The organism is Paenibacillus sp. SORGH_AS_0306 (genome assembly GCF_030819345.1).
GTDB lineage: Bacteria > Bacillota > Bacilli > Paenibacillales > Paenibacillaceae > Saccharibacillus > Saccharibacillus kyungheensis.
The window spans coordinates 2,712,633-2,736,707 of sequence record NZ_JAUTBP010000001.1; the positions used below are offsets into that span (position 1 = coordinate 2,712,633).

Here is a 24,075-nt window from a genome sequence, read left to right on the forward strand (position 1 = left end):
ATTAAAACATGAACTATTTGGTCAAATTTTAAATTTGTTGCTGAAAAGAGGATTTTTAATGGAATTAAGTGGAGAAATTTGTAAAGTTTACACCGCAGGTTATTCGTTTCATCGAAAACCTTTTTATATGAATGAGCCCGAAGGTGTCAAAAGTTACTTATTCCGTTTTCAAACCGAAGGAAACTGTTTGCTCCGTTACAAAGGAGGTATGGATGAAGTCGAAGTAGGTGATCTACATCTGTATGCACCTGATGAACCGTATGAGTTAAAAATTGATTATACGCCTAATGCGGCAGGCTTACCTATGGTAGAAAGCGGCGACTATCATATCTTTTTCGGTGGTGAATGGGCAGACAAATGGTGGAAGCGTACAGAGCGACCTGCTAAAATAAAAATTCCGCTTAGTGATAATATCGTTGATTTATTACGTCAGATTTCAATGGAAAAAAGACGAATTGATGATCCTTATCCTGAGATTTTGTCTTATTATATGAAAATTCTGTGCTTATCGATCGATCGTTATTTATCCGAACAGCCTAGCAGTGGTCCAAAAACCTATCTTGCATATCAAATCAAAAATTATATTGAGGAAAATGCGTCTACTGCGTTCAAATTAGATGATGTAGCAATGTATGTAGGAATTAGTGTTTCGCGGGCTGTTCATTTGTTCAAAGAAGCATTTGATACAACGATTATGCAATATGCCCTTGATGTTCGGCTGAATATGGCACAAGAGCGAATCGTATTTAGTCCAATGCCACTGGAAGAAGTTGCTGAATCTTCTGGGTTTGCAAATTATACGTATTTTCACCGGGTATTCCGTTCTCGCTTTGGCATGTCACCCAAAGAATTTCGGATCTCAAAGCGTGAACATATCACTTAAATAGGTAACAGTTACGCCAAGATTTTACGGACGGATCATCTATTAGGTAGAGAGATTCTTTGATCTAAAGAACCTCTCTTTTTTCATGTATAATAAACAGAATACACATTATAGATTATTTCATCACTTGATAGAGCATTTCATTGCTTGATAAATCAGTTCAGCGCTTGTTCTATCATTTTTTTATGAGCTATCTCAATATTTTGGATCTTTATAAGGAGCTTACAGCTATGAAAACGATTATCGATATTGCTCAAGCTGCCGGTGTTGCCAAAAGTACAGTATCACGCTATCTGAATGGCGGCTCGGTCAGTGACGAAACAAGAGAAAAAATCGAACTCATTATTAAACAATATAACTATGTCCCTAATACATTTGCTCGCAGCTTAAAAGCCAAAAAAACAAGTATTATCGGGATTATTGTACCGCGACTCGATTCCTTTGCTGTATCTCAAATGTTAATAGGTATTGATGATACTTTGCGCCAAGAACAGTACCAGATGTTACTTGCTAATGCTAATCAAGAAACAGCTCGTGAGATCGAAGCGATCTATGAATTTTCCCGTCAAAAGATTTCGGGATTGCTGTTTATGGCAACCAAAATTACAGATGAACATCGCCAGGCTATTGCGAAATGCAATATCCCTGTTGTACTTATTGGTCAAGATGACGCGCTGTTACATAGTGTTATTCATGATGATCGTCAGGCTGGTTATATGTTAGGCAAATATGTATTATCCAAAGGGCATCGCCAGATCGCTTATCTAGGGGTGACTGAACAAGATGATGCAGTAGGTATCCAGCGTAAACTAGGATTCCAGCAAGCTTTTGAACACACGACTGATTATGATATCCGTTACTATGAATCAGGCTTTCGAATGGATCAAGCAGTCATCGCTGCTAATGATCTTCTAGATCAATGGAACCCTTCTATTGTTGTCGCTGCTACTGATAATATAGCGATCGGTGTATTCAAAGCAGCCCTCTCCAGACAGATTGATATTCCGACTACTTTATCGATCACAGGGTTCGGTGACTATGATATTACAGAGATTATGCATCCTGCTTTGACAACAGTCAAATTTCACTACAAAGAAGCCGGGCAGTTAGCCGCTACCAACCTTATTCAGATGATTCATGGAGATTCTGTTCAAAAAACAACGATTTCAACTTGCGAACTTATTGTCCGAGAAAGCGTTGACAATCGTTAAATACCGACTTATAATACATTGGAACCGGTTCCGGTGTATTTTTTTAATTCAAATTGGAACCGGTTCCGTAGAAAGAATATATCAATAGCGATGGAGAATAATTTATGAAAATGAGTCGAACACAGTTATATCGCACCTTAGATCAAGCTGATGTTGGAGAATGGGAAGCACTGAAGGTATTAGCCGATCAAAGCCCGTGGCGTCAGACTTTTCATATTCAACCTGAAGCTGGACTACTTAATGATCCGAATGGATTTTGCTTTTTTAACGGAGAATATCATCTTTTCTATCAATGGTTTCCATTAGGAACACAACATGGTATCAAATACTGGTATCACACTTCTTCTACTGATCTGGTTCATTGGCGTAACCAAGGGATCGGGATTGCTCCTGATACTATATATGATTCTCATGGAGCTTATTCTGGAAGCGCTATAGAAAAAGGCAATCTGTTATATCTGATGTATACAGGTAATACGCGTAACAAGGATTGGAAGCGTTATCCATTTCAATGTATGGCTGTGATGAACACACAGGGTCATATCTCAAAGCTACCCCCTGTGATTGAGCGTGTACCTGATGGATATAGTGATCATTTTCGTGATCCGAAAGTCTGGCAAGATGGAGAATATTACTACTGTGTCATTGGCGCTCAACGAATCAATCATACCGGGTGTACGGTTATGTATCGTTCGCCTGATCTACAGACATGGACATTTCAAGGAGAATTACAGACATCCCTACCTTCATTCGGTTATATGTGGGAGTGCCCGGATTACTTTGAACTCAACCAACAAGGAATATTGTTATTTTCACCGCAAGGAATAGAACCGTTTGCAGATTCATTTCAAAATATTTATCAGTCCGGTTATATGATTGGCACTCCTTTGGATCTGAATACATGTGAATTTGATCATGGAGACTTTTGCGAGTTAGATCATGGATTCGATTTCTATGCTCCACAGACGACACTTGCACCGGATGGACGTAGATTGTTAGTTGGTTGGCTAGGTATGCCAGAGATTGATTATCCTACAGATCATCAAGGATGGGCGCACTGTCTCACATTGCCACGTGAATTAACGATCGAACAAGGGGAACTACGACAACGTCCTGTTCAAGAGCTTACTCAGCTACGTGGACAACGTTATTATGTTAATCATACAGTCGATAATCAACACCATCTGCTATCTTCTATGCAAGGCGTACATTATGAAATGCTTGTTCAGATCAGTGATATTCAAGCTACCCGAATAGGCATAGAGTTACGCGTAGGCAACAATGAAAAAACCGTTCTGTATTATCAACCGGAACTTGAGAAATTAACTCTAGATCGCTCATTATCCGGTCAACCTCTAGCGCTTGAATATGGAACAACACGAAGTTGTAGCTTATCTCTAGATGAAGGCACACTAACACTGCATCTATTTGTAGATACATCTTCGATTGAAATTTTCGCTAATGATGGTCGTAAAGTATTAACAGCTCGTATCTTCCCTCAACCTGATAGCACAGGAATATCGTTATTTGCAGAAGATGGAAGCGCATGCTTTGATGTTACACAATGGGATTTGTTAGCTAAGGAGGAACAATAATCATGTCTGAAAATCAAAAAATTGCTCAACAGGTAATCGAAGCTGTCGGAGGTAAAGACAATATCGCCTCATTTGCTCATTGTGCTACTCGCTTGCGGATTATGGTACATAACAAAGAGCTTATCGATCAAGAACGTACCGAAAACATAGATAAAGTAAAAGGTGCTTTTTTCAATTCAGGTCAGTACCAGATTATATTTGGTACCGGTACAGTAAATCGTATATTTGAAGAAGTTGAAAACTTAGGCGTAGAAAGTACTTCCAAAGACGATATCAAAAGTCAGAGTAAAAATGCAGGGAACTTTTTTCAACGCTCAATTCGTACATTTGGTGATGTCTTTGTTCCTATTATTCCTGTTCTTGTAGCTACAGGTTTATTTATGGGATTACGAGGATTGTTAACACAACCTCAAATTCTGGCTCTTTTCGGTATGACACCTGATCATATCTCAGCTAACTTTTTGTTATTTACGCAAGTGTTAACCGATACAGCCTTTGCTTTTTTACCAGCACTTGTAGCATGGTCTGCTTTCCGTGTGTTTGGCGGAAGTCCAGTATTAGGGATTGTACTTGGTCTGATGTTAGTCAATCCTGCGCTCCCTAATGCTTATTCTGTGGCCGATGGATCTGCGCATCCGTTAACATTGTTCGGCTTTATTCCTGTTGTCGGTTATCAGGGTTCTGTATTGCCAGCATTTGTTATTGGTCTGATTGGAGCAAAGTTAGAAAAAGCATTGCGTAAGCGGATTCCTGAAGCGATTGATCTGATTTTAACACCATTTTTAACGTTATTGATTATGATTACGCTTGGACTATTTGCAATTGGCCCTATTTTCCACTCACTGGAATCTGTTGTATTGAATGCGACCATTTATGTATTGGATATGCCTTATGGAATTGCAGGGCTATTGATCGGTTCTTTGCATCAAATTATTGTGGTAACTGGTGTTCATCATATTTTCAACTTTTTAGAAATTCAATTGTTAGAACGAACAGGTGTCAATCCATTTAATGCTATTATCACCTGTGCGATGGCAGCTCAAGGTGGCGCATGTCTAGCGGTAGGTCTCAAAACCAAAGACAATAAGCTCAAAGCATTGGCACTTCCTTCTTCTTTATCTGCTTTTCTAGGGATTACTGAGCCGGCTATTTTTGGAGTCAACTTACGTTATATGAAGCCATTTATTATGGGATTAATCGGTGGCGGTATTGGTGGTTTTATGGCTTCTTTGTTCCATTTAGCAGGATCAGGAATGGCGATTACCGTTATTCCAGGAACTTTGCTTTACTTGAACAGTCAACTTCCACTGTATATCTTATGTAACGTAGTAGCGATTGCGATCGCATTTACACTCACATGGTTGTTCGGATACAAAGATAAAGTAGTGATTACTGCAACAGATTCCGTTGTTGCTGATTCTATTGATTATACAGAACCATCCACTTCTTCTATTGAATCAAGCTCATCTGCTATCAATAATACAATTTCTGCTTCTGCTAGCTCTAATGTAATTAGTGACGTTCCAACTGATACCGCTGTATTGAATATTATAGCTCCGATTAGTGGAACACTGGTTCCGTTAGAACATGTGCCTGATCCTGCTTTTGCCGGTAAGCATATGGGTGAAGGTATAGCGATTGAACCGAACGAAGGTAAATTATATGCGCCTTTCGATGGAACGGTGGCGCATGTGATGGATAAAAGTAAACATGCTATTATTGTCGAACATGCTAGTGGTGTACAATTATTAATTCATATTGGATTGGATACAGTGTCTTTGAAAGGACAAGCATTTACTTTACATGTGAAATCAGGTGATTCTATTCAAGCAGGGCAATTGTTGATTGAATTTGATATCGCTATGATCCAATCTTCTAATCTCTCTGTCATCACACCTGTTATTGTGCCCGATGGTATCGAACATATTCAGCTGATTCAACCTGCTGAACCTCAGCAAGTTCAAGCAAATGAACATTCTATTATGCAAGTGACTTACACCATCTCATCCTAACTATCAAAAAGAAACCTGAGGCGAACCAACGTTATGTTGGTGTATCGCCTCAGGTTTTTATCATTTATTATGACTGTGTTACAGTGAATATTGAGTCTTAACGTTGCGTGCGGTAAGCTTCCATCAATTCTTCAATAGCACTACGGCTAATCATTTTACCTTTAAAATAGATAAGGTCTTCTGAATCGCCTGTGAAAATGCAAGAAGGCTCATATTTTTTCAAAATAATACGATCACTATCGACAAAAATCTCTAAACCATCTTTTACATCAATATTCATTACACGGCGCAATTCGATTGGAATAACGACCCGTCCTAATTCGTCTACTTTTCTTACAATACCAGTTGCTTTCATCATGTTATTTCTCCTCCAATTATATACTAGTATAACCCCTATATGACACTATTATATATCATTCTACAATTTTCTACATTTTTTTCAAATCGTAATAGTTATTATTAAATCATATTCAGTGTAATATGCCAAGTTAAAATTTTCAAATTTGCAAAAATAAATAAAAGCTTCTGTCATTTCCTTTAATTTTCAGGAAATAACAAAAGCTTTGTATACATGGTTATTCTACTCTTCTTCGCCTTCTTGTGAAGCCAATCGACGCTCTGTAGCTGCTCTTGTATCTATCGCTTCGCTAATAACCAGAGCAAGATCTTCATTTCCATACATCGACAATACACCGAATAATGTGTCATCAGGAATATCGCCTGCTTCTTCTTTGGGCACTGTCAAATTAATGCCTTGTTGTAGACGTGGATTATCTACCTGATCTGGATAAGCGGTCTGGTACAATTCTTTAGCATCAAATCCACGATTTACACACCACTGAGCAAATACCAGAATCATCATATCTTCATCTTGACGATAGCTTTGTACAATCTGCTCTTCTCTTAATTTCTGTTGCTCTTTGCTTGTTAGGTTGTCGTAATCATAATCATCCATCATATTGCATCCTTTCGAGGTGAACTATTTCTGTTGTTTATAAATCAGACGTTAATCGATCTGCTAAAATATGTGATTCCAATACCAGATCTGCGCGTATACTGCATTGTTCAGGCGTTGATAAACGATCTAGAAAATGATCAACCACTCCCATAAATCCGCGCCGTTCCCATATTGTCTCCCAGCTACCAAATTGTTGCTGTTGAGGTAACATATCTTTTTCATATAAATAAGCACTATCCATATTCATCACTTCGGCAGAACGTCCGCCACCATGCAAAATCAATCTTTCCATATCTATCCCTGCACTGCGAGCCATCGTATAGCTTCCGTATCGTCCATTACCTAACGACAACATGCCAGAAGCGTGAAGCATCGGACCGTTGCCATTTCCTTGCTGACGAAGCTGATGAGCCATAACCGTATACGTGTCATTACCCAACCACATTAATAAATCCAACATGTGGATCAGATCATCATATACCGTTTCTTTAGCAGGTACACTTTGTAAACGAGTACGATGTTTGACCACTTCGCACAATTCAAACCCGCCTGCTTCAGCTAGCCAGGCATAAGCATTCATATATAATGGAGCAAAACGACGATTAAATCCAACCGCAAGCAACAAATCTTTTTGCTCTGCTGTTGAGGTCATCTGGCGTGCTTCTTCTATATTATAAGATAACGGTTTATCCACATATACAGGCAATCCATATTGCAGACATTTCATTACAATATCATAATGCGTCGAAGTTGGGCTATGTACAAATACCGCATCCAGTTCCCACTTTTGAATATCTTCAATGTCAGTACTTCCTTTTGTCAGTCGAAATGTATCCATCGTCTGGCGCACAGTCTGCTCTGAATGACTGATAATTCCTACGACTTCTATATCTACACGATTGATCAGCAATGGCAAATACACTTTACGAGCAATATCCCCTATTCCGATCAAAGCGATCCGTTTGCGTTTTATATGTTTATTCTCGTGTTCTGTCATCATCTAATCTCCTTCGATCACAAGTATATGTATCTATCTCAGCACTACTTCTACTATAGAAGCAATATCAAAAAGATAAAAGCGATTTTTAAATTTTATCTTTTTTTGTATTTATTTTGAAATTTCATATGGTTTTAAGCTATAACTCATGTGAATTTAATCGCAAAGCTTATAATAAGAGTATACAACATGACAGAAGAAATATTTTAAAAATAACATCAAAAAAATATACATCATCTATTGCAATTGTCGAATCATGGTGGTATATTTATATCATAAAGTTACTAAATGAAAGTAAGTTATAAAAAATTATGTAATTACAGAGGAGAAAATATCATGAACACAACATTTAAAAAAGTCTTATTGTCTACTGCTTTAGCTACTAGCCTGGGAGCTGTTGCTCTTGTTGCACCTATGGGAGCAAGCCAAGTATCGGCTGCTGCTGATACAAGTAATCACCAAAAAGCAAAAGACAAAGCAGAACAACGTGCAGATAACCTAGCTTACCAAACAGCAGTATCTCAACAAGTAGAAGCTATGTTTGGAACAGCTAAAGAAACACCAACTGAACCAACAACTCCAGCAGTAACACCAACTAAAAATGCAACAACTGTTATTGTTCCACAAGGTGCTAGCTTGACTGAAATCGCTGCTCAATACGGTGTAACTGTAGATGAATTGATTGCTGCTAACAATCTTTTACCTGCTGGATACCAATTGACTATTCCACAAAAATAAGATTGATCCATCTGATCGGCCAACCGGATATCTTATAAAAACCAAAATATGATTATAGACCGCTCACATGCCAACATGTCAGCGGTTTTTGTCCCTTTATTTATAAATAAATGTCATCCAAATGAACAGTTTATACGTATCTAATGTTTGAATACCCTGTTTTTTTGGGTTTTATATAGTGTAAGATATATTATGTATTCTTTAAATTTTAATTATTTATTCAAAGAAATGGAGTGAACGATAAATGAGCAACTCACAATATGAAAAGGCTACTTTTGCAGGCGGATGTTTCTGGTGCATGGTATCCCCTTTTGAAGAACTACCAGGCATCATCAGTATTCGCTCCGGATATACAGGTGGACATACAGAGAATCCGACGTACAAAGAAGTATGTACCGAAACAACAGGACATGCAGAAGCTGTACAAATCGTATATGATCCAGAAATCTTTCCTTATACTAAATTGCTAGAATTATACTGGCAACAAATAGATCCTACTGATGCAGGTGGACAGTTCTACGATCGTGGTTCTTCTTACCGTACAACGATCTATTATCATACAGATGAGCAACGCGAGTTAGCAGAAATCTCCAAACAAGAAGTAGCTGCTAGCGGACGCTTTGACAAACCGATCGTAACACCGATCGAGCCTGCTCAGACTTTTTATGAAGCAGAAGAATATCACCAAGATTATCACAAAAAAAATACAGGACATTACAAACGCTATCGTAAAGGTTCTGGTCGGGACGCTTTTATCAACGAACACTGGTCTACCAAACTTGATAAAAGTGATCTAAAAAACAAACTATCCGAAATCCAATACCATGTTACTCAAAAAAATGGTACAGAACCTGCTTTCAAAAATGAGTTCTGGGATCATCATGGTGAAGGTATCTATGTCGATATCGTTTCTGGCGAGCCTTTATTCAGCTCACTCGACAAATATGATTCCGGTTGCGGATGGCCAAGCTTTACCCGTCCAATTCGAGATTATCAAGTGAAAGAAAATATGGATTTGAGCCACTTTATGGTTCGTACTGAAGTACGTAGTCGTGAAGCAGACTCTCATCTAGGTCACTTGTTCGATGATGGCCCGGGTCCAAATGGATTGCGTTATTGCATTAACTCGGCTGCTCTACGCTTTGTTCCTAAAGAAGATCTAGAAGCTGAAGGATACAGCGAGTACAAAGCAATGTTCCAAGAAGCATAATACTAGATTCATCAATAAAGGCTCTTACCGCTAAGGTGAGAGCCTTTTATTATGCCCGGCTACCGTTTCGTCTAAGCATAGACGGGTAAATGAACTACATGGAATCCTTCTTATTCATCCTTTTAAATGGTTGAATAATTAGTGATCGTTGTCTTTTATTCTATTTTACTGATAAGGAGTGTTTATGATGCCGTGGACTAACGGAGATTATCCCCCATCTATGAAAAATTTAGATACTCGTGTACGTCATAAAGCGATTGAAATCGCGAATGCTTTACTAGATGAAGGTTATGAAGAAGGTCGAGCAATCGCGATTGCGACTGCCAAAGCTGAAGAATGGGATAAAGATCATCCTAAATAATGATCTAATGATAAAAAAACGATTGAACACAATGTTCAATCGTTTTTTCATTAATATCTTTATTTATGAAAATTTTATTACATATAGCGATATAGATATTATTCATCATCGTCATCTTCCCAAGTGTCATCATCTCTGTATGCAATATTGGATTTGGATTTGGATGAAGAAGAACTAGACCCGAATAAAGTAATCCCTTTAGAAGTATGAGTATGATAATGGTTGACTACTTTAGTATTATTCTTTTGATTTTGTAATTGACGTGTACGATAACGTTCTTCTGTTTTTGCTTTTTTTAGTGCTTGTTGTTGCGCTGTTATTTGATCATAAGCTAGTTGTAGTTCTGCAATAATACCTTTTATATTTTGTAATGATGCAAATGCAGATTCGTACTGACCATTCATTGTTAAATCTTCATAATCTTTTATAAATTTTTTAAAAGAATTTTTATAACGTTCACTTGCTCCCATGGGTAGATACCATTTTACTGTTCGATAGTGAAGCTTAAAATCATTTTCTAATCTTAACCTAAGGGGCACAGCATCATCACGGTAATCTATTAAGGTATTGATTGTACTAACCCATTGTTCAATAGATTCAATATAGGCTGTACATTGCTGTTGCAATAGATTTAAATTTTGGGGGGATTCTGAGAAAAGATCATGCACTTTATCGTGTTGTTTCTGTATAGATTGATACTCCTCATCTAACATTGTGTTCATATTCCACTTGATCGCTTCTTGTTCAGCTTTAGCATAACTATATTTTAATTTATACTCAGCTTGCTTTACTTTTTCAGGAAGCTGTTGTTGTAATTGTTGCCACAATTGCAATTGCTCCTGACTAGCATGTAATTCCTGTTCGATATAGATTAATTTAGAATCTAATGGTATAAGGTGTTTTTCAGCTTCTATATATTTTTGAATATCTTCATGAAGATACTGTTGAATATGCTCTAAATCTGATTCAATCGTTTGTAAGGCTCTACATGCTTTCTCAAAATTTTTAAATGTATGATTCCAGACTGAAGATTTCCAATCTTGACGAGCTGAAACCCATGTTACAGATAATTCTAATTCAATACTCTTTAATACTTGCAACCGTTCATGTGCTCTTCTATGCTGTTCTCGAACTTTTTCTTGCAGAGCTATTCTATTCTCAATAATAACAATTGATTTCTCAATAGAGTCTTCTAATTGATTCCACAAGGATTGGGCTTGCAATAGATCAGCCTGACGAATAGAAGAATGAAAGGCTTCTAAAGTGTTAATGCTTTTATTTATCCATTGATAGGGATCAATCTCAACAGTTAATAAGCTATGCTTCTCTAGAGAATTATGAATTTCAAGGCGTACTGCTTTTATTTTGTCTTCAAACTCAATAGCATATTGATAATATATTTTTAGTTGTTCATACTGTTTTTGCAATATATTCACTTTTTGCTCTACTTTTTTTAAAAGTTGAAATGATTGAATAGTATCTGAATACTGCCATTGCTTACTTTTGCTGAGTAACTCTTGAATTTCTTTTTGTTGCCTAGACCACTTGGATAAACTTGATCCTATTTCAGTGGTAAAATGGTAAATATGTTGTTCTAGTATCTTAAAGGAATCTTTCCAATGAGTATAATAATCTTGTGTGTACTGCTCTGCTTCTAGTAATTCATTTATTTTGACACGATCTAAATTAATTTGTTCTTGAATCGTTTTATGTTTCTGCAAATATTTTTTTAATTCTTCTATCAGTTCTAATGAATCCCAAAAGAATGATGTCCAAGGTAACTTAATCTCAATTTCAATATCTTTTAACTGATCGAGTGTTTCTTTTAATATACTATATATTAATAAAGCATCTTTTTGAGTAATTCCACTTTTATTTTTTAAGATATGATTAGAGTGTTCTAACAGTTCTTCAACTTCCTCCATAAGATTATTATTTTGAACATCAATAATTACTTTAATTTTGCGGATGTAAACAAATTTAGATTGTTTATATAACTTGATTATCCCTGTGCAAATAATGATCAAACCTGGTAAAAAAAATATACTTGCTACAATCCAAAATATAATAATCCATCCGTAGTTTGCTAAAAATCCATTCATTATTCGTACTCCTTGCTACTATGTAATGTATGTAGTTGATAAGTTTTTATCACTATTCTTATCGACAAAAATACTATAAATGTGAAGAATATACAAAAGAGGCACAGACTAATACATCGTCTGTGCCTCTTTTTCATTCATTTATAAAATAGCTTCAATACTTATTCCATATTCAATCAATGTTTATACAGACTGAATCGCTTCTTCAATAGCATCATCACCAGACACAAGGTCGAAGGAACGACGATACGTACTGGATTGATCTAAAATGGATGCGATCACTGAAGCGACATCTTCGCGTGGGATACTGCCTTTTTCTCCTAAATGTTCAACCAATTTCACTTTACCTGTACCACTATCGTTCAACAATCCACCCGGACGGATAATTGTATAATCAAGTGAACTGGCTTCTAGCATTTTATCCGCATAATGCTTAGCGACATAATAAGTTTTCATATCGTCTGGCCATTGTGTACGATCTTCTGCATATAATGCGCTCACTAGCACAAAGCGTGAAATGCCTGCTTTCTCAGCAGCTTCCATACTTTTGGCTGCTCCATCTAGATCAATCAATAACGTTTTGTCTGCACCTGTGCTACCACCAGAACCTGCTGCAAAAACAACAGCATCTGCTCCTTGAAGCACTTTGGTTAGATCTTCTACTGATCCTTCCAAGTCTGCAAGTACAGCTTGAGCACCTACTTTTTCTAATGCTTCCGCTTGTTCCGGTTTGCGGATAACGGCACTGACTTTATGTTGATTTGCTGCTAATTGAGTAGTTAAGATTTTACCAATCTGTCCATTAGCTCCAATAATTGCGATATTCATTTTAGTGTCCTCCTATAGGCAAAAAAAGATTCGGTCTTTACTATGTATACCCCAATTACATACTATTTATTCTGTCTGTGTTCAAATTGTACTTGAATCTTTAGGTTTCTGATTAGAAAAAACAATGACTATACGTCAAAAAAGCGAGCATTCATCGTCATTAGCTACGAATTCATGCTCGCCCAAATGTTTTTGATATAAATTTAATTCCAAGAAGCTGGTTTGATCTCGACAGGCTTGATCTCAGCCACATCCATATAGTGTTTGCCCCAGTTATACATCGCATCCAGAATAGGCATTAAAGTTTCGCCCATTTCGGTTAATGAATATTCCACTTTGGGTGGAACGACTGGATAGACTTCACGATGCACAATAAGATCTTCTTCCAGTTCACGTAATTGACTGACTAACATCCGTTGCGTAATGCCGGGGATCAATGCTTTAAGTTCACCGAACCGTTTTGTTCCGCTTTTACCCAGATGCCACAAAATCAACATTTTCCATTTACCACCGATCACAGATAAAGTTAGTTCTTTTTCACAATTAAATATACGTTCACGCATGATTGAGATTCCTCCAATTCGGCTAATAACATATGCTAAAGGATTGTTTTTATACGGATTTACCTTTTTACGTTACCTTTATTATAACTGAAAAAAGGTTCACAGTATACTTTTAGACACTATGTAAATAAAAAGTGCGTACTTACATAAAGAGCACCTTTTACTTTATACTAGCAATACGTCGATGATAGCTGTCTACGCTATGTAGCATGATAGTAATCATCGAACGAGTTATTATACCGAACGAAACATACAACTAGGAGGAATTATATATTATGGAACTTCAATTAGCATTAGACTTGGTTAACATCCCTGATGGGATTGCACTTGTAAAAGAAGTAGAACCTTTTATCGATATCGTAGAAATTGGTACACCAATCGTAATTAACGAAGGTCTTCATGCTGTAAAAGCAATGAAAGATGCTTTCCCTAACTTGAAAGTACTTGCTGACCTTAAAATCATGGATGCTGGTGGTTATGAAGTGATGAAAGCTTCTGAAGCTGGTGCAGATATCGTAACTGTTCTAGGTGCAAGTAATGACCTAACTATCAAAGGTTGCGTAGACGAAGCTAAAAAACAAGGTAGCAAAGTATTGGTAGATATGATCAATGTCAAAGATATCGCAACTCGTGCTAAAGAATTGGACGAGCTAGGCGTAGACTATATCTGTGTACACACAGGTTATGACGGTCAAGCAGCAGGTCAAAATCCGTTTGAAGATTTGGCGACTATCAAAAGTGTAGTTAAAAACTCTAAAACAGCAATCGCGGGTGGTATCAAATTAGAAACATTGCCAGAAGCAATCAAAGCTAACCCTGATCTAATCATCGTTGGTGGCGGAATTACTGGTCAAGACGATAAAGCTGGCGTAGCTTCTCAAATTCGCGACTTGATCACTAAAGGTTAATTTGATGAGTAACCAAGCAGGAATCTCTACACATTTTGATCGTATTATTCAAGAATTAGAACGTACACTTGCAGCAATTCCTGAAGTCGAAGCAGAAGCATTGGTACAACAAATTTTGACAGCACGTCAAATCTTTGTAGCTGGTGCTGGACGTTCCGGTCTAATGGCAAAAGCGTTCGCTATGCGCTTGATGCAATTGGGTCTTGATGCTTATGTTGTCGGTGAGACAGTTACTCCGCGTGCTGGAAAAGGTGATTTGTTAATCATCGCTTCCGGTTCTGGAGAAACACAAGGTCTTGTCCTAATGGCTGAAAAAGCGCAAAAAGCGGAAGTGACTATTGCTGCGGTTACCATTTTTCCTGAATCAACAATCGGTCAGAAGTCTGCTCTAACTGTCAAATTGCCGGGTTCTCCTAAAGATCCAGCCGATCACAATCAATATGAGACTGTTCAACCGATGGGTTCATTGTTCGAACAGACTGTATTATTATTTTTCGATGGATTGATGCTTCGCTTAATGGAACATCGTGGCGGAGATTCAGCAGCTATGTTTACTAATCATGCTAATTTAGAATAGATTACTTTCTAAATAAATAGCATACAATATCCACAGAAGGATTCCCCTCCTTTTGTGGATTTTTTGTGTGTAATGGGACAAGATGAATGATTTAGGTTACACTATTAAAGTAACATAGTATCGAAAAGTTACGATGATCACATTTTATCCCAAACAGAGGTGACTATATATGTTGAAACTAGGCGTACTGGATCAATCCCATATTAACGAAGGCGAAGATGCCAAAGATGCTTTGGCCAATACATTAAAATTAGCGCAAGAAGCAGATCGATTAGGCTTCTCCAGATTCTGGATGTCAGAACATCATGCTTCTCCAAGTCTGGCTCATTCCAGCCCTGAAGTCTTAATTGCTCATGTAGCCGCGCTGACGTCACGAATTCGTGTCGGTTCAGGCGGTATTATGCTACCTCACTATAGTGCTTACAAAGTAGCAGAAAATTTCCGTCTATTAGAAGCACTTTATCCTAACCGTATCGATCTCGGTGTTGGTCGTGCACCTGGTGGTATGCCACTGGCTACACGCGCACTTCAAGAAGGTAAACTTCCATCGATGCATGCATCTGATCGCTATCCACAACAAATTGTTGATCTCATTGCGTATATGAATGATGCTCTACCTGCGGATCACCGTTTCCCCGGATTGATAGCTGAACCTAGTATCGAGACAGCTCCTGAGTTGTGGTTACTCGGTTCGAGTGGTGGAACTGCTGATCTGGCTGCAATGACAGGCGCTTCGTATGCATTTGCTCAATTTTTCGGGACAGCCGGTGGTGAAGATGCAGTTGCTCATTATAAAGAGAACTTCAAACCTTCACTGATGTCTAACACTCCAAAATCACTTGCAGCCATTACTGTTTCTTGTGCAGACACAGAGGAAGAAGCAGAATACCATATGCGCAGCAATGATCTGTATTTCTTAATGCTACGTCAGAACAATCCAATGCCTTATTTACCATCTGCCAAAACAGCAGCGCAATACCCTTATACCGATTCAGAAAAAGCACATATTCAAGATACACGCCGCTTCCGTGTTGTTGGTACACCTGATCAGGTTAAAGAAAAAATGCTACAGTTTGCTAAAGACTATCAGACAGATGAATTACTTGTGGTCTCCGCTATTCATAACACCGAAGCTCGCTTAAAATCATATCGTTTGTTAGCAGAAACTTTTGATCTTCAAGCTTAAATCAGTGATGTTCGTCAATTGTACTCTGATATGCTATGTAATTTGACCGTAATCTTATCTATTGAAAGTACATTGATAAGTTATTGATAGCTGTCAGACTCCTAATTAAATACTTATCTGTATAATGGATCTGTATTTGCTAAAAGTAAAAAAATAAACCAACAAGGGAGCGACTCATTATCGCTCCCCTTTAATTTGCGTGTCATATGCATATGTGTTGTATCAATGATCGATAAGAGTTATATCTTTGTTTATATGCTGACTATATCTATTATAGGTGCATCTTTATACCTGTGTTAAACAATGAGCAGGAATATGATCGGACAACCAGACTTCATGCCCTGCAAAATAAAAAGTCACCCCTGCTTCTATCGCGCGCACAGTATCGACTTGTAAAAGGACTAATTTGCCTCTGCGCTTACCTGCTAATTCGGCAAAATGTGTACTCGCTGATAAATGCACATACTGGCGATTCATAGACAGAAGCCCTTGCTCTAATATGAGTGGTAATGCTTTCTCATGTGTACCATGATATAAGATTTCAGGCGGTGTACCTTGTTCATATTGCACCTGAGTATGACTATGACCATATCTAGCTTTGATACGATCTTCATTGATTTCAAAGCGTTGCTTGTCAGATTGTGTGACTACCTGACGAATATCACCTTCTGTAATCTCGCTCCATCCTTTTTGCTCACGTAACACATGGACTAACTCTTCCAATGTACACGAACCATCACGAGCATCTAAGAGGATTCCATATTCTTCAGGCGTATGACGCAAAATCAGACTCATATATTTACTTAATTGTACTTCTTGTTTGGATGTTAACATCGCCAAGCTCCTTTAGTATGAATTTTGAGTAAGTGTATACTCACTTTGAATTTTAAATGTTACTATGTACATACAGAAAATTGTACAAGCATTTTAGAGAAAAATAGTTCATTTCAGAAAATAGGAGATCATGTATGCAACCATCTGTAACAAAAGAACAAGTTTCACCTCAAAATGACCGCTTTCCAGCAGCTCTGTTCTGCCTGACTGCTGGTGCTTTTGCTATTGGTATGACTGAATTCGTCATTATGGGACTGCTACCTAATGTAGCTAACGACCTTCATGTCACGATTCCACAAGCAGGGCAATTGATTACGAGCTATGCACTTGGCGTAGCTGTAGGAGCACCTGTCTTAACTGTATTAACCCATCGTATTCCGCAGAAGCAATTACTGTGTTTGTTAATGATTATTTTTATACTGGGTAATGCTCTGGCTGTGATTGCTCCTAACTATGGATTATTAATGGCTTCAAGGTTAGTGACTGCTCTAGCACATGGTACTTTTTTGGGAGCAAGCTCACTTATAGCGGCTAGACTGGTACGACCGGAGAAAAGAGCCAGTGCCGTCTCTATGGTTCTTGCCGGGCTTACGATCGCCAACATTATCGGGGTTCCTTTTGGAACATTTATCGGACAGTATTTGGGCTGGCGTTCTTCATTCGGTGCGATTACGATTATGGGTATGATCTCACTAATCGGTATCTTTTTCTTAATTCCGAAGATTGAGCAGTCTGGACCTTCGAGTCTTGCCAAAGAATTCCGTAGTCTAATCAATCCACAAGTGCTGCTTATTCTATTCACCGGTGCTTTTGGTTGTGGGAGTATGTTTACTGTCTTTACATACATTACCCCTTTACTCACAGATGTGAGCGGATTTCAAGAACATAGTGTAACATGGATTCTGGTGATGTTCGGTGTAGGTGTAACGTTAGGTAATATTATAGGCGGTAGGTTAGCAGATTGGAAGCTAATGCCTTCTCTGATTGCGACGTTTACTATTCTTGTGATCTTATTGGTTATTCTATCAAGCGTACTTCACAATCAGATTTTAACGTTAGTATTTGTTTTTCTCTGGGGTGCAGCCGCATTCGGGATTATGCCAGGTATCCAGATTCGAATTATGAATCTGGCTCATGAAGCACCAAGACTTGCAGCGACTTCCAGTCACTCTGCACTGAATTTGGGCAATGCAGGTGGTGCTTTTCTCGGGGGTGTGGTGATTACACATCTTGGATTACCTTATGTACCACTGATCGGTGGTGCTGTAGCTGTAGTTGGCATTTTGGGATCGATTCTTAGTTATTATCTTGTTGAAAAAAGAGCTGGTACCAAAACGATATAACAAAAAAAGCCGTTCGGTTGATCTTAATGATCTACCTGACGGCTTTTATTTTATACTTTGATACTTTTATGATTGATTTGTAGTGATTGCGGAGTAGATGTTATTGGTTTGACGGCTACTTTACTTACAGATACAGCTAATGTGGATGTACGTTTGATCGGCAATAAGTGACGTACTTGCCATGTTGTTGTCATCGTCCATGTGATCACTTTACCTGCAATCCATACCGCCAAAACGGTATATATGGTTTCTTTAAGCGGTAAATAGAACAGACAGATTAACAATACAATCGCATCACTTGCAAAAAATACATTACCGATTTTCCAACCGCTCCAGTCACTGATCAATTTGGACAACACATCATCGCCTCCGGTCGCCCCACCATATCGTAGAACGATTCCTGCTCCTAGACCGGTTAACAACCCAGATAATACAGCGGCTGCTAGCAGGTTACCGTGCAGGTCCACCACAAACAACGATAATTGCTCAAATAATGAGTAAAATAGTGAAAACGATAGTGCTCCAATCAGTGTAAATAGCATAAATCGGCGGCCTTTTAACCACCATGCAAGTAATATCACTGGTATATCCAGCAGTAAAGCTGTCCAAGCCGGCGACCATCCAAATGCATATTTTCCTAATAAGGCTAATCCTACAAATCCGCCTTCTGATAATTGATTCTGAACATTAATGTGATAATAAGCAAACGCTAAAATCAAAGTTCCAAGCAGTATTATGGCAATCTGCCTTAATACTGTTTTATCCATTTGTTTTCTCCTCATACAAGCTCCCTCTATTTCTCGTAAGTTTGATCGATATCGACCGACTCTTACGTGAGGCAAACTTGGAGGACTTTGTCCTTCGCATACATGATTCCCTCTTCCGTTCGAGTTGGTCTATAGTGACTTGTTCTCTACGGAAGAGCTAAGTATAAGAGAGATCATAACGTTTCCAAACCGTCCTTTGGGGAAGTATCCTTCGGGGACCCATGGTATCCTGATCCTTTCGTTAATAGATTCTAAAGCTAAATTAATTATACCACAGGAACAGCAATGCTAAACAGCTTGCTTGTGTAAAGATTTTCTGGGAATGTATATTCTGTGTTAAAAAAGTAGCTGTTCACGTTCTACTTCAAACCGAATTTGCATACTCATTTGTATTTCTAGTCGCTCATAGCTTTCAATAATACTGAACTGCTCATCCTGATCAAAACGTTTCTTTAAACATTCCAATATGGATTCGTCTGTACCTTCATTATTACTTGAATACAATAATTTATAGAGAAGTTCAATATTATCATGATCAGTATTAGTAAATTTAATATCTTTGGAAAAGTACGTTAAATTAAACGTTAACAGAAAATGTAGAACATCTAAACGATATTCTAATTCGCGATTAGATGTAATCTCTACCAAAAATCGCTTCATATCGTCGATCAATTCTTCAAATGTTAAACCCACATATCCCATTGCTTGATAAGTCCATTTCCCTGTGCCTGTACCCATATCATGAGCTTGCCAATTCGAGCTCCAAATGATGTTCTTTATCGTTTCTTTCTGCTCTTTGCCATACAAAGCAATCCCTAGAATCAGTCCTGCATTACAATCGATAGAAGCATGTTTATCTCCCCATTCATACAAACGTTCGACAAAAGTATCATCATATAAACGGAAACTAAATATTGGCAAAAATTCATTAAATAGAGATTTATTGATAGATTGTTCTAATCTATTTTTTAATTCTTGCTGGTATTTTTCAATAGATAAATGAACTAATCCCAGACAAGCGACTGTACAAGTATCCCAAAGTTCACTTTCTAACACATATTTTATTAATACAGGTGCAACTTGCTCTAATCCCATATAGCCCAAAGCATGTAATACTTCATAAGGCACTTCTTCTGTCAGGTCATTATCTACAATAGAAAATTCATATAATGTTTGAGCTAGATAATTATCGCCTAATCTCATAATAGGCTCGATTAATTGAGTTTTTTCATAAGCTAAAGGATCTTGGATAAAAACAGAATATAAAGCTTCTGCATCTTGTTGATCGCCATAACGAATAATTGTACCTATATACCCTTGAAATTTCTCATAATTAATATCTTGTTTAGAATACAATTCATTTATAAATTTCTGTGTAATTTTGAGCATCTACTTTTATTCCTCCAATTGATATTACGATAAAAATGAATGTACTTGTCTATTTCTGTCTTTATAGGATATATCACTATAATACACAAAAAGCCTGCATCATATACATGTGCAGGCTTTACACATTTTTACTTTTTAATAGTTGGCTTCTGGTGATTAGCCAGCTTCTTTTTACCATTCATTAGAATAAATTTGCGCTCCCATAGACGTTCAGCACGCATTGCGACTTTGAACCATTTGAGAGAAGCACAACGTTTGTCTGCGGATACAGCAAGTCCCCAATGAATCACTCTTGTTAAAATAGGAGAGACTTTAGTCATATCACGCAAAGGTTCTAACGTATCATGGAACAAACGCTTCGGCACATCGATAGGTGCTTTGCCCTGACAGCAAAAATACATGGTAGCCGCTAAACTATAAATATCAGATACAGGGCCTTGCACCGAACGACCCGAATAAAATTCAATCGGTGAGTATCCTGCTGTCGTAAGGATCGTATGCGTCTTTTCTTGATAACGTACAGCCGAACCAAAATCAAGCAACTTGGTCTGTCCATCTTCCCCAATCAAAATATTACTTGGACGAATATCACGATGAATATAACCGAGACTGTGTATGTATTCTAGAGCACGAATAACCAGACCAAGCCGTTCTAACAAAAAGTCGTTAGTAATTTCTGTAGGATGTTCTTCAATAAATTGATCCAATGTCATACCTTTGCAATACTCTGTCACTAAATAAGCCGTACCATTTTCTTCAAAATACTGCACATAACGCACAATCCCTTGATGATCAATCTGACTTAGAATCTCAGCTTCAGATCGAAACGTTTCCAGCATTTCTCTATATTTAGAACCCAGACCTGGTTCATGACAATCAATATTTCGACGATCTCTTTTACGTTGTACTACTGCACTTGGAAAAAATTCTTTTACCACATGAAGTGTACCCTGCTCGATATGCCTTGCTACATAGACGATAGATAGTTCACTAACCGATAATGTCCTGCGAATCTGGTATGTATTCGCAAGTGTATGGTTTCGGGCAAGGGCCGGATTGACTATTATTTTATTCATTCTACACCCCTTCGCACCTTCCCACAGCATAGCGGTTCCCCCATGTATGCGCCCTGCCGGTGAAGAATATGGATAACAGTCATAGATATGGCTGTCTACACAGACATTTTAGCATGAAACTTAACAAATGTGAGCAATTTCTCTGACAAATTTCACTTATTTCAGCAAATACTCTGGTTTTTTTGCATAATCCCAGAATATTTGCTGTTTTGCTGACTAATATCAACATTTATTTATAGTATCTCCCATTTTATAAACGTTATCAACGTTACTCCAGCATACCCAAATCAAGCTTCATCTTACATCGGTTACGCACGTTCAGATAGCCAATCACTATCACGCATAATCTGAATAGCACTTTCTGCAATTTCAGCAACTCGCGAATCAGGGTCATGACTAGCCGTATAGACTAACATCTTCTCGAACTCTTGCCATCCGATAAAGCTGGTAGCAAATACAGCGGATTGACGTACACGTACATCTGGATCACGAAGATATAATTCAAAAATGTGCAATACTTCAGCAGACGGTTCTCCGTAAGAAGCAATACCAAGACGACAAATCGCATCAATTTTCTGATCGACATGTTGATCATGCAGACAGCGATATACAATATCTTTACTTGAATATACAAGTCCACTTTGATATAAATCATAAGCTAATTGTTGGCAAGCAGGTCCTGAAATCAACAAATACGGAATACTGGTAGATTGATCGTTAATTAAATGAACAAGTGTCGACTGGTCTTCCATCACAAATGTAAAATATTCTGCTGTCGCATATTCATGGGTATCTTGTTTGATGTCTAGCCTAGCTATATACGGTAAATTTGATAACGCTTCCAATATATGAAGAAAAAGTAGATTAGGTTTGGTACATAAACGAATATCTTTCATACGAATACCTCCTCCTTTACATCATGGGATAGAGTTAGTCTTACTTAAAGTATAACGATATCCGCCTACAAACGAATCATTTTGCTAAAAAATGTAAGAAAAAGTAATATAGAAACAGCTTCCCTTAGTGTGTAAGAGAAGCTGTTGATTTTTATAATATAGTTAGATTATGAATGAACTTTGCACGTATTCGCTTTTAGAACATATTAACTACGTGCTGTATGAGGTTTGGCAGTCCATTTTTTCTCGTCTGCTGTTTGTTTTTCTTCGCTTGCACCAGCTACTGGAGGTTTGATCCATAGTGCAATCAAGAAGGACACGATACACAACATACCGATAACGATAAATGTAGGTTTGAATCCACCCATCCAAGCGGCGATAAACGAACCTGCTAAAGCACCAATACCGAAACCTTGATATACGATACCATAGTTTTTACTGTGGTTTTTGAGTCCAAAGAAATCACTAACAATTGCAGGGAATACAGTGATATTACCACCGAAGCAGAAAGCAATTGCAGCTACTGCGGCAAAGAAAATACTATAGGTTAGCGGGATAAAGCTAAGGACTGCAACCGCAGCGGCTGTTACGATAAATGTACCGCAGATGACTTTCATACGTCCTACTTTATCAGACAAAGCTCCCAAAATAATACGTCCTGCTGTGTTGAAAATAGCGATCATAGCAACGGCATTTGCGGCTGTAGCTAGATCCAGGCCTGCTAATTGTACACCGATATCTTTGACAATACCAATTAAGTATAACCCACTCATACAAGCTGTGAAGAACATAATAAATAGTAAGTATACTTGTTTTGTTTTGAGCATTTCTTTTACTGTGTAATCATGAGCAACAACTGTTGTTGGTTTGATTGCGGATGGCTGACTATTCCCTACACGTTGTTCTGCACCTTTAGCTTGTGGAGCAGTTGCACCATATACATTCGCTTCACGAATCAGACGAGAACCGATCACAATCATTAACAATACGATAATGCCCCAGTATAAGAAGGTTGCCGATACACCGACAGAACCGATAAATGCACCATTAATGTATTTGAAAATAAGACTTCCTGTTCCATATGCGCCGACCGATATCCCCGAGATCAATCCTTTACGTTCCGGGAACCATTTGATCAAATTAGAAAGTGAAGTGATATATGCTGTACCATCAGCAAATCCGACGATCACCCCTGCTAACATATACAGTAAAGGTAAAGAGGAAACTTGCGAACTAAGCATTAAGCCTAGACCAAGTACAATACCTGCTATACCGATCAGACGACGGATACCCCATTTTTCTTGTAATTTCCCAGCAAATAAAGTGGAAAATGCTAATGCAAAACTGGTAATCGAAAATGTAATCGCTACTGAACTTAGACCCCAACCGAATTTATCAACAAGAGGCTGGTTAAAAAGACTCCATGTATAAATCGTCCCCAGACCCATTTGTACAATAATTGTACCGAGTGCAATCAACCAACGATTGACTGGAGGTTTGGTAGATTGTAAGTTAGTTGTGCCTGCTTGATTGGATACGTTTTTCATGATTGATGTTCCTTTCCGTAAGGACCGCAAATTGTAGTGTTATATGGTTCGGAGAATTCTCTGTTTCCTATGACCAAATTATAACCCTACCTTT

At 37.9% G+C, this 24,075-nt stretch carries 23 protein-coding genes; 11 read left to right on the forward strand and 12 right to left on the reverse strand.

What is annotated here, in order from left to right; all coding sequences use genetic code 11:
• The first annotated feature begins 58 nt into the window (after nucleotides 1-58).
• The 4 genes from QE450_RS11765 (at nucleotide 59) to QE450_RS11780 (ending at nucleotide 5,701) form a co-directional block, all read left to right on the forward strand.
• Nucleotides 59-883 carry an AraC family transcriptional regulator gene (locus QE450_RS11765; protein WP_273612969.1) on the forward strand — a complete coding sequence of 275 codons (825 nt, stop codon included), beginning with the start codon at nucleotides 59-61 and terminating at the stop codon, nucleotides 881-883.
• A gap of 230 nt (nucleotides 884-1,113) precedes the next feature.
• The gene (locus QE450_RS11770) at nucleotides 1,114-2,094 is read left to right on the forward strand and encodes a LacI family DNA-binding transcriptional regulator (protein ID WP_307299481.1); all 981 of its coding nucleotides are present in this window, start codon (nucleotides 1,114-1,116) and stop codon (nucleotides 2,092-2,094) included.
• A 104-nt stretch (nucleotides 2,095-2,198) separates the two neighbouring features.
• Entirely contained in the window at nucleotides 2,199-3,689 is a 1,491-nt protein-coding gene (locus QE450_RS11775) for a glycoside hydrolase family 32 protein (RefSeq protein ID WP_307299482.1), read from the forward strand.
• Between the two features lie 2 nt (nucleotides 3,690-3,691).
• Nucleotides 3,692-5,701 carry a sucrose-specific PTS transporter subunit IIBC gene (locus QE450_RS11780; RefSeq protein ID WP_307299483.1) on the forward strand — a complete coding sequence of 670 codons (2,010 nt, stop codon included), beginning with the start codon at nucleotides 3,692-3,694 and terminating at the stop codon, nucleotides 5,699-5,701.
• 97 nt (nucleotides 5,702-5,798) lie between these two features.
• Here the strand turns inward: QE450_RS11780 and QE450_RS11785 are convergent, their stop codons facing one another.
• The 3 genes from QE450_RS11785 to QE450_RS11795 all read right to left on the reverse strand — a co-directional run bounded on the left by QE450_RS11785 (nucleotide 5,799) and on the right by QE450_RS11795 (nucleotide 7,656).
• A complete protein-coding gene (locus QE450_RS11785) occupies nucleotides 5,799-6,059 on the reverse strand; it encodes an AbrB/MazE/SpoVT family DNA-binding domain-containing protein (protein WP_273612973.1) in 261 nt (86 codons plus the stop codon).
• A gap of 222 nt (nucleotides 6,060-6,281) precedes the next feature.
• Nucleotides 6,282-6,656, reverse strand: coding sequence for a hypothetical protein (locus QE450_RS11790; protein WP_273612974.1), 375 nt, complete (start codon nucleotides 6,654-6,656; stop codon nucleotides 6,282-6,284).
• Nucleotides 6,657-6,693: 37 nt separating this feature from the next.
• On the reverse strand, nucleotides 6,694-7,656 hold the full coding sequence (locus QE450_RS11795; RefSeq protein WP_307299484.1) for a Gfo/Idh/MocA family protein: 963 nt from the start codon (nucleotides 7,654-7,656) through the stop codon (nucleotides 6,694-6,696).
• Between the two features lie 336 nt (nucleotides 7,657-7,992).
• Between QE450_RS11795 and QE450_RS11800 the strand changes: the two genes are divergently transcribed.
• The 3 genes from QE450_RS11800 (at nucleotide 7,993) to QE450_RS11810 (ending at nucleotide 9,965) form a co-directional block, all read left to right on the forward strand.
• On the forward strand, nucleotides 7,993-8,394 hold the full coding sequence (locus QE450_RS11800; RefSeq protein WP_273612976.1) for a LysM peptidoglycan-binding domain-containing protein: 402 nt from the start codon (nucleotides 7,993-7,995) through the stop codon (nucleotides 8,392-8,394).
• Nucleotides 8,395-8,638: 244 nt separating this feature from the next.
• On the forward strand, nucleotides 8,639-9,604 hold the full coding sequence (msrA, locus tag QE450_RS11805; protein WP_274172341.1) for a peptide-methionine (S)-S-oxide reductase MsrA: 966 nt from the start codon (nucleotides 8,639-8,641) through the stop codon (nucleotides 9,602-9,604).
• Between the two features lie 187 nt (nucleotides 9,605-9,791).
• Nucleotides 9,792-9,965, forward strand: a complete 174-nt coding sequence (locus tag QE450_RS11810) for a DUF2188 domain-containing protein (protein WP_273612978.1) — start codon at nucleotides 9,792-9,794, stop codon at nucleotides 9,963-9,965.
• A gap of 98 nt (nucleotides 9,966-10,063) precedes the next feature.
• On the opposite strand, the gene QE450_RS11815 is transcribed toward QE450_RS11810, so the two are convergent.
• The 3 genes from QE450_RS11815 to hxlR form a co-directional block, all read right to left on the reverse strand.
• Nucleotides 10,064-12,067: a coiled-coil domain-containing protein gene (locus QE450_RS11815; protein ID WP_307299485.1), complete on the reverse strand. Its 2,004-nt coding sequence runs from the start codon at nucleotides 12,065-12,067 to the stop codon at nucleotides 10,064-10,066.
• Nucleotides 12,068-12,250: 183 nt separating this feature from the next.
• Nucleotides 12,251-12,895 (reverse strand): SDR family oxidoreductase, encoded by a 645-nt coding sequence (locus QE450_RS11820; protein WP_307299486.1) that lies wholly within the window; start codon nucleotides 12,893-12,895, stop codon nucleotides 12,251-12,253.
• Nucleotides 12,896-13,098: 203 nt separating this feature from the next.
• Nucleotides 13,099-13,467 (reverse strand): transcriptional activator HxlR, encoded by a 369-nt coding sequence (gene hxlR, locus QE450_RS11825; protein WP_274172899.1) that lies wholly within the window; start codon nucleotides 13,465-13,467, stop codon nucleotides 13,099-13,101.
• A gap of 266 nt (nucleotides 13,468-13,733) precedes the next feature.
• Between hxlR and hxlA the strand changes: the two genes are divergently transcribed.
• The 3 genes from hxlA to QE450_RS11840 all read left to right on the forward strand — a co-directional run bounded on the left by hxlA (nucleotide 13,734) and on the right by QE450_RS11840 (nucleotide 16,129).
• A complete protein-coding gene (gene hxlA, locus QE450_RS11830) occupies nucleotides 13,734-14,366 on the forward strand; it encodes a 3-hexulose-6-phosphate synthase (RefSeq protein ID WP_273612981.1) in 633 nt (210 codons plus the stop codon).
• A 4-nt stretch (nucleotides 14,367-14,370) separates the two neighbouring features.
• Nucleotides 14,371-14,943, forward strand: a complete 573-nt coding sequence (gene hxlB, locus QE450_RS11835) for a 6-phospho-3-hexuloisomerase (protein WP_273612982.1) — start codon at nucleotides 14,371-14,373, stop codon at nucleotides 14,941-14,943.
• Nucleotides 14,944-15,112: 169 nt separating this feature from the next.
• Nucleotides 15,113-16,129, forward strand: a complete 1,017-nt coding sequence (locus tag QE450_RS11840) for an LLM class flavin-dependent oxidoreductase (protein WP_301263204.1) — start codon at nucleotides 15,113-15,115, stop codon at nucleotides 16,127-16,129.
• Between the two features lie 285 nt (nucleotides 16,130-16,414).
• Here the strand turns inward: QE450_RS11840 and QE450_RS11845 are convergent, their stop codons facing one another.
• The gene (locus QE450_RS11845) at nucleotides 16,415-16,963 is read right to left on the reverse strand and encodes an RNA 2'-phosphotransferase (RefSeq protein WP_307299487.1); all 549 of its coding nucleotides are present in this window, start codon (nucleotides 16,961-16,963) and stop codon (nucleotides 16,415-16,417) included.
• A gap of 134 nt (nucleotides 16,964-17,097) precedes the next feature.
• On the opposite strand from QE450_RS11845, the gene QE450_RS11850 reads away from it, so the two are divergent.
• A complete protein-coding gene (locus QE450_RS11850; protein WP_307299488.1) occupies nucleotides 17,098-18,306 on the forward strand; it encodes an MFS transporter in 1,209 nt (402 codons plus the stop codon).
• Between the two features lie 50 nt (nucleotides 18,307-18,356).
• Here QE450_RS11850 and QE450_RS11855 read toward each other — a convergent pair whose 3' ends face one another.
• From QE450_RS11855 to QE450_RS11875, 5 genes are all read right to left on the reverse strand, one after another.
• The gene (locus tag QE450_RS11855) at nucleotides 18,357-19,073 is read right to left on the reverse strand and encodes a YitT family protein (protein ID WP_273612986.1); all 717 of its coding nucleotides are present in this window, start codon (nucleotides 19,071-19,073) and stop codon (nucleotides 18,357-18,359) included.
• Between the two features lie 336 nt (nucleotides 19,074-19,409).
• Nucleotides 19,410-20,462: a hypothetical protein gene (locus QE450_RS11860; protein WP_307299489.1), complete on the reverse strand. Its 1,053-nt coding sequence runs from the start codon at nucleotides 20,460-20,462 to the stop codon at nucleotides 19,410-19,412.
• 128 nt (nucleotides 20,463-20,590) lie between these two features.
• Nucleotides 20,591-21,538 carry a serine/threonine protein kinase gene (locus QE450_RS11865; protein WP_273612991.1) on the reverse strand — a complete coding sequence of 316 codons (948 nt, stop codon included), beginning with the start codon at nucleotides 21,536-21,538 and terminating at the stop codon, nucleotides 20,591-20,593.
• Nucleotides 21,539-21,846: 308 nt separating this feature from the next.
• A complete protein-coding gene (locus tag QE450_RS11870; RefSeq protein ID WP_307299490.1) occupies nucleotides 21,847-22,434 on the reverse strand; it encodes a hypothetical protein in 588 nt (195 codons plus the stop codon).
• A 206-nt stretch (nucleotides 22,435-22,640) separates the two neighbouring features.
• Nucleotides 22,641-23,981 (reverse strand): L-lactate MFS transporter, encoded by a 1,341-nt coding sequence (locus tag QE450_RS11875; RefSeq protein WP_301263197.1) that lies wholly within the window; start codon nucleotides 23,979-23,981, stop codon nucleotides 22,641-22,643.
• Nucleotides 23,982-24,075: the final 94 nt, after the last annotated feature.

Bases quoted from the DNA above. Each gene is read 5' to 3' on its own strand.
- QE450_RS11765 (WP_273612969.1), top strand. From the start codon at position 59: ATGGAATTAAGTGGAGAAATTTGTAAAGTTTACACCGCAGGTTATTCG.
- QE450_RS11770 (WP_307299481.1), top strand. From the start codon at position 1,114: ATGAAAACGATTATCGATATTGCTCAAGCTGCCGGTGTTGCCAAAAGT.
- QE450_RS11775 (WP_307299482.1), top strand. From the start codon at position 2,199: ATGAAAATGAGTCGAACACAGTTATATCGCACCTTAGATCAAGCTGAT.
- QE450_RS11780 (WP_307299483.1), top strand. From the start codon at position 3,692: ATGTCTGAAAATCAAAAAATTGCTCAACAGGTAATCGAAGCTGTCGGA.
- QE450_RS11785 (WP_273612973.1), bottom strand. From the start codon at position 6,059: ATGATGAAAGCAACTGGTATTGTAAGAAAAGTAGACGAATTAGGACGG.
- QE450_RS11790 (WP_273612974.1), bottom strand. From the start codon at position 6,656: ATGGATGATTATGATTACGACAACCTAACAAGCAAAGAGCAACAGAAA.
- QE450_RS11795 (WP_307299484.1), bottom strand. From the start codon at position 7,656: ATGACAGAACACGAGAATAAACATATAAAACGCAAACGGATCGCTTTG.
- QE450_RS11800 (WP_273612976.1), top strand. From the start codon at position 7,993: ATGAACACAACATTTAAAAAAGTCTTATTGTCTACTGCTTTAGCTACT.
- msrA (WP_274172341.1), top strand. From the start codon at position 8,639: ATGAGCAACTCACAATATGAAAAGGCTACTTTTGCAGGCGGATGTTTC.
- QE450_RS11810 (WP_273612978.1), top strand. From the start codon at position 9,792: ATGCCGTGGACTAACGGAGATTATCCCCCATCTATGAAAAATTTAGAT.
- QE450_RS11815 (WP_307299485.1), bottom strand. From the start codon at position 12,067: ATGAATGGATTTTTAGCAAACTACGGATGGATTATTATATTTTGGATT.
- QE450_RS11820 (WP_307299486.1), bottom strand. From the start codon at position 12,895: ATGAATATCGCAATTATTGGAGCTAATGGACAGATTGGTAAAATCTTA.
- hxlA (WP_273612981.1), top strand. From the start codon at position 13,734: ATGGAACTTCAATTAGCATTAGACTTGGTTAACATCCCTGATGGGATT.
- hxlB (WP_273612982.1), top strand. From the start codon at position 14,371: ATGAGTAACCAAGCAGGAATCTCTACACATTTTGATCGTATTATTCAA.
- QE450_RS11840 (WP_301263204.1), top strand. From the start codon at position 15,113: ATGTTGAAACTAGGCGTACTGGATCAATCCCATATTAACGAAGGCGAA.
- QE450_RS11845 (WP_307299487.1), bottom strand. From the start codon at position 16,963: ATGTTAACATCCAAACAAGAAGTACAATTAAGTAAATATATGAGTCTG.
- QE450_RS11850 (WP_307299488.1), top strand. From the start codon at position 17,098: ATGCAACCATCTGTAACAAAAGAACAAGTTTCACCTCAAAATGACCGC.
- QE450_RS11855 (WP_273612986.1), bottom strand. From the start codon at position 19,073: ATGGATAAAACAGTATTAAGGCAGATTGCCATAATACTGCTTGGAACT.
- QE450_RS11860 (WP_307299489.1), bottom strand. From the start codon at position 20,462: ATGCTCAAAATTACACAGAAATTTATAAATGAATTGTATTCTAAACAA.
- QE450_RS11865 (WP_273612991.1), bottom strand. From the start codon at position 21,538: ATGAATAAAATAATAGTCAATCCGGCCCTTGCCCGAAACCATACACTT.
- QE450_RS11870 (WP_307299490.1), bottom strand. From the start codon at position 22,434: ATGAAAGATATTCGTTTATGTACCAAACCTAATCTACTTTTTCTTCAT.
- QE450_RS11875 (WP_301263197.1), bottom strand. From the start codon at position 23,981: ATGAAAAACGTATCCAATCAAGCAGGCACAACTAACTTACAATCTACC.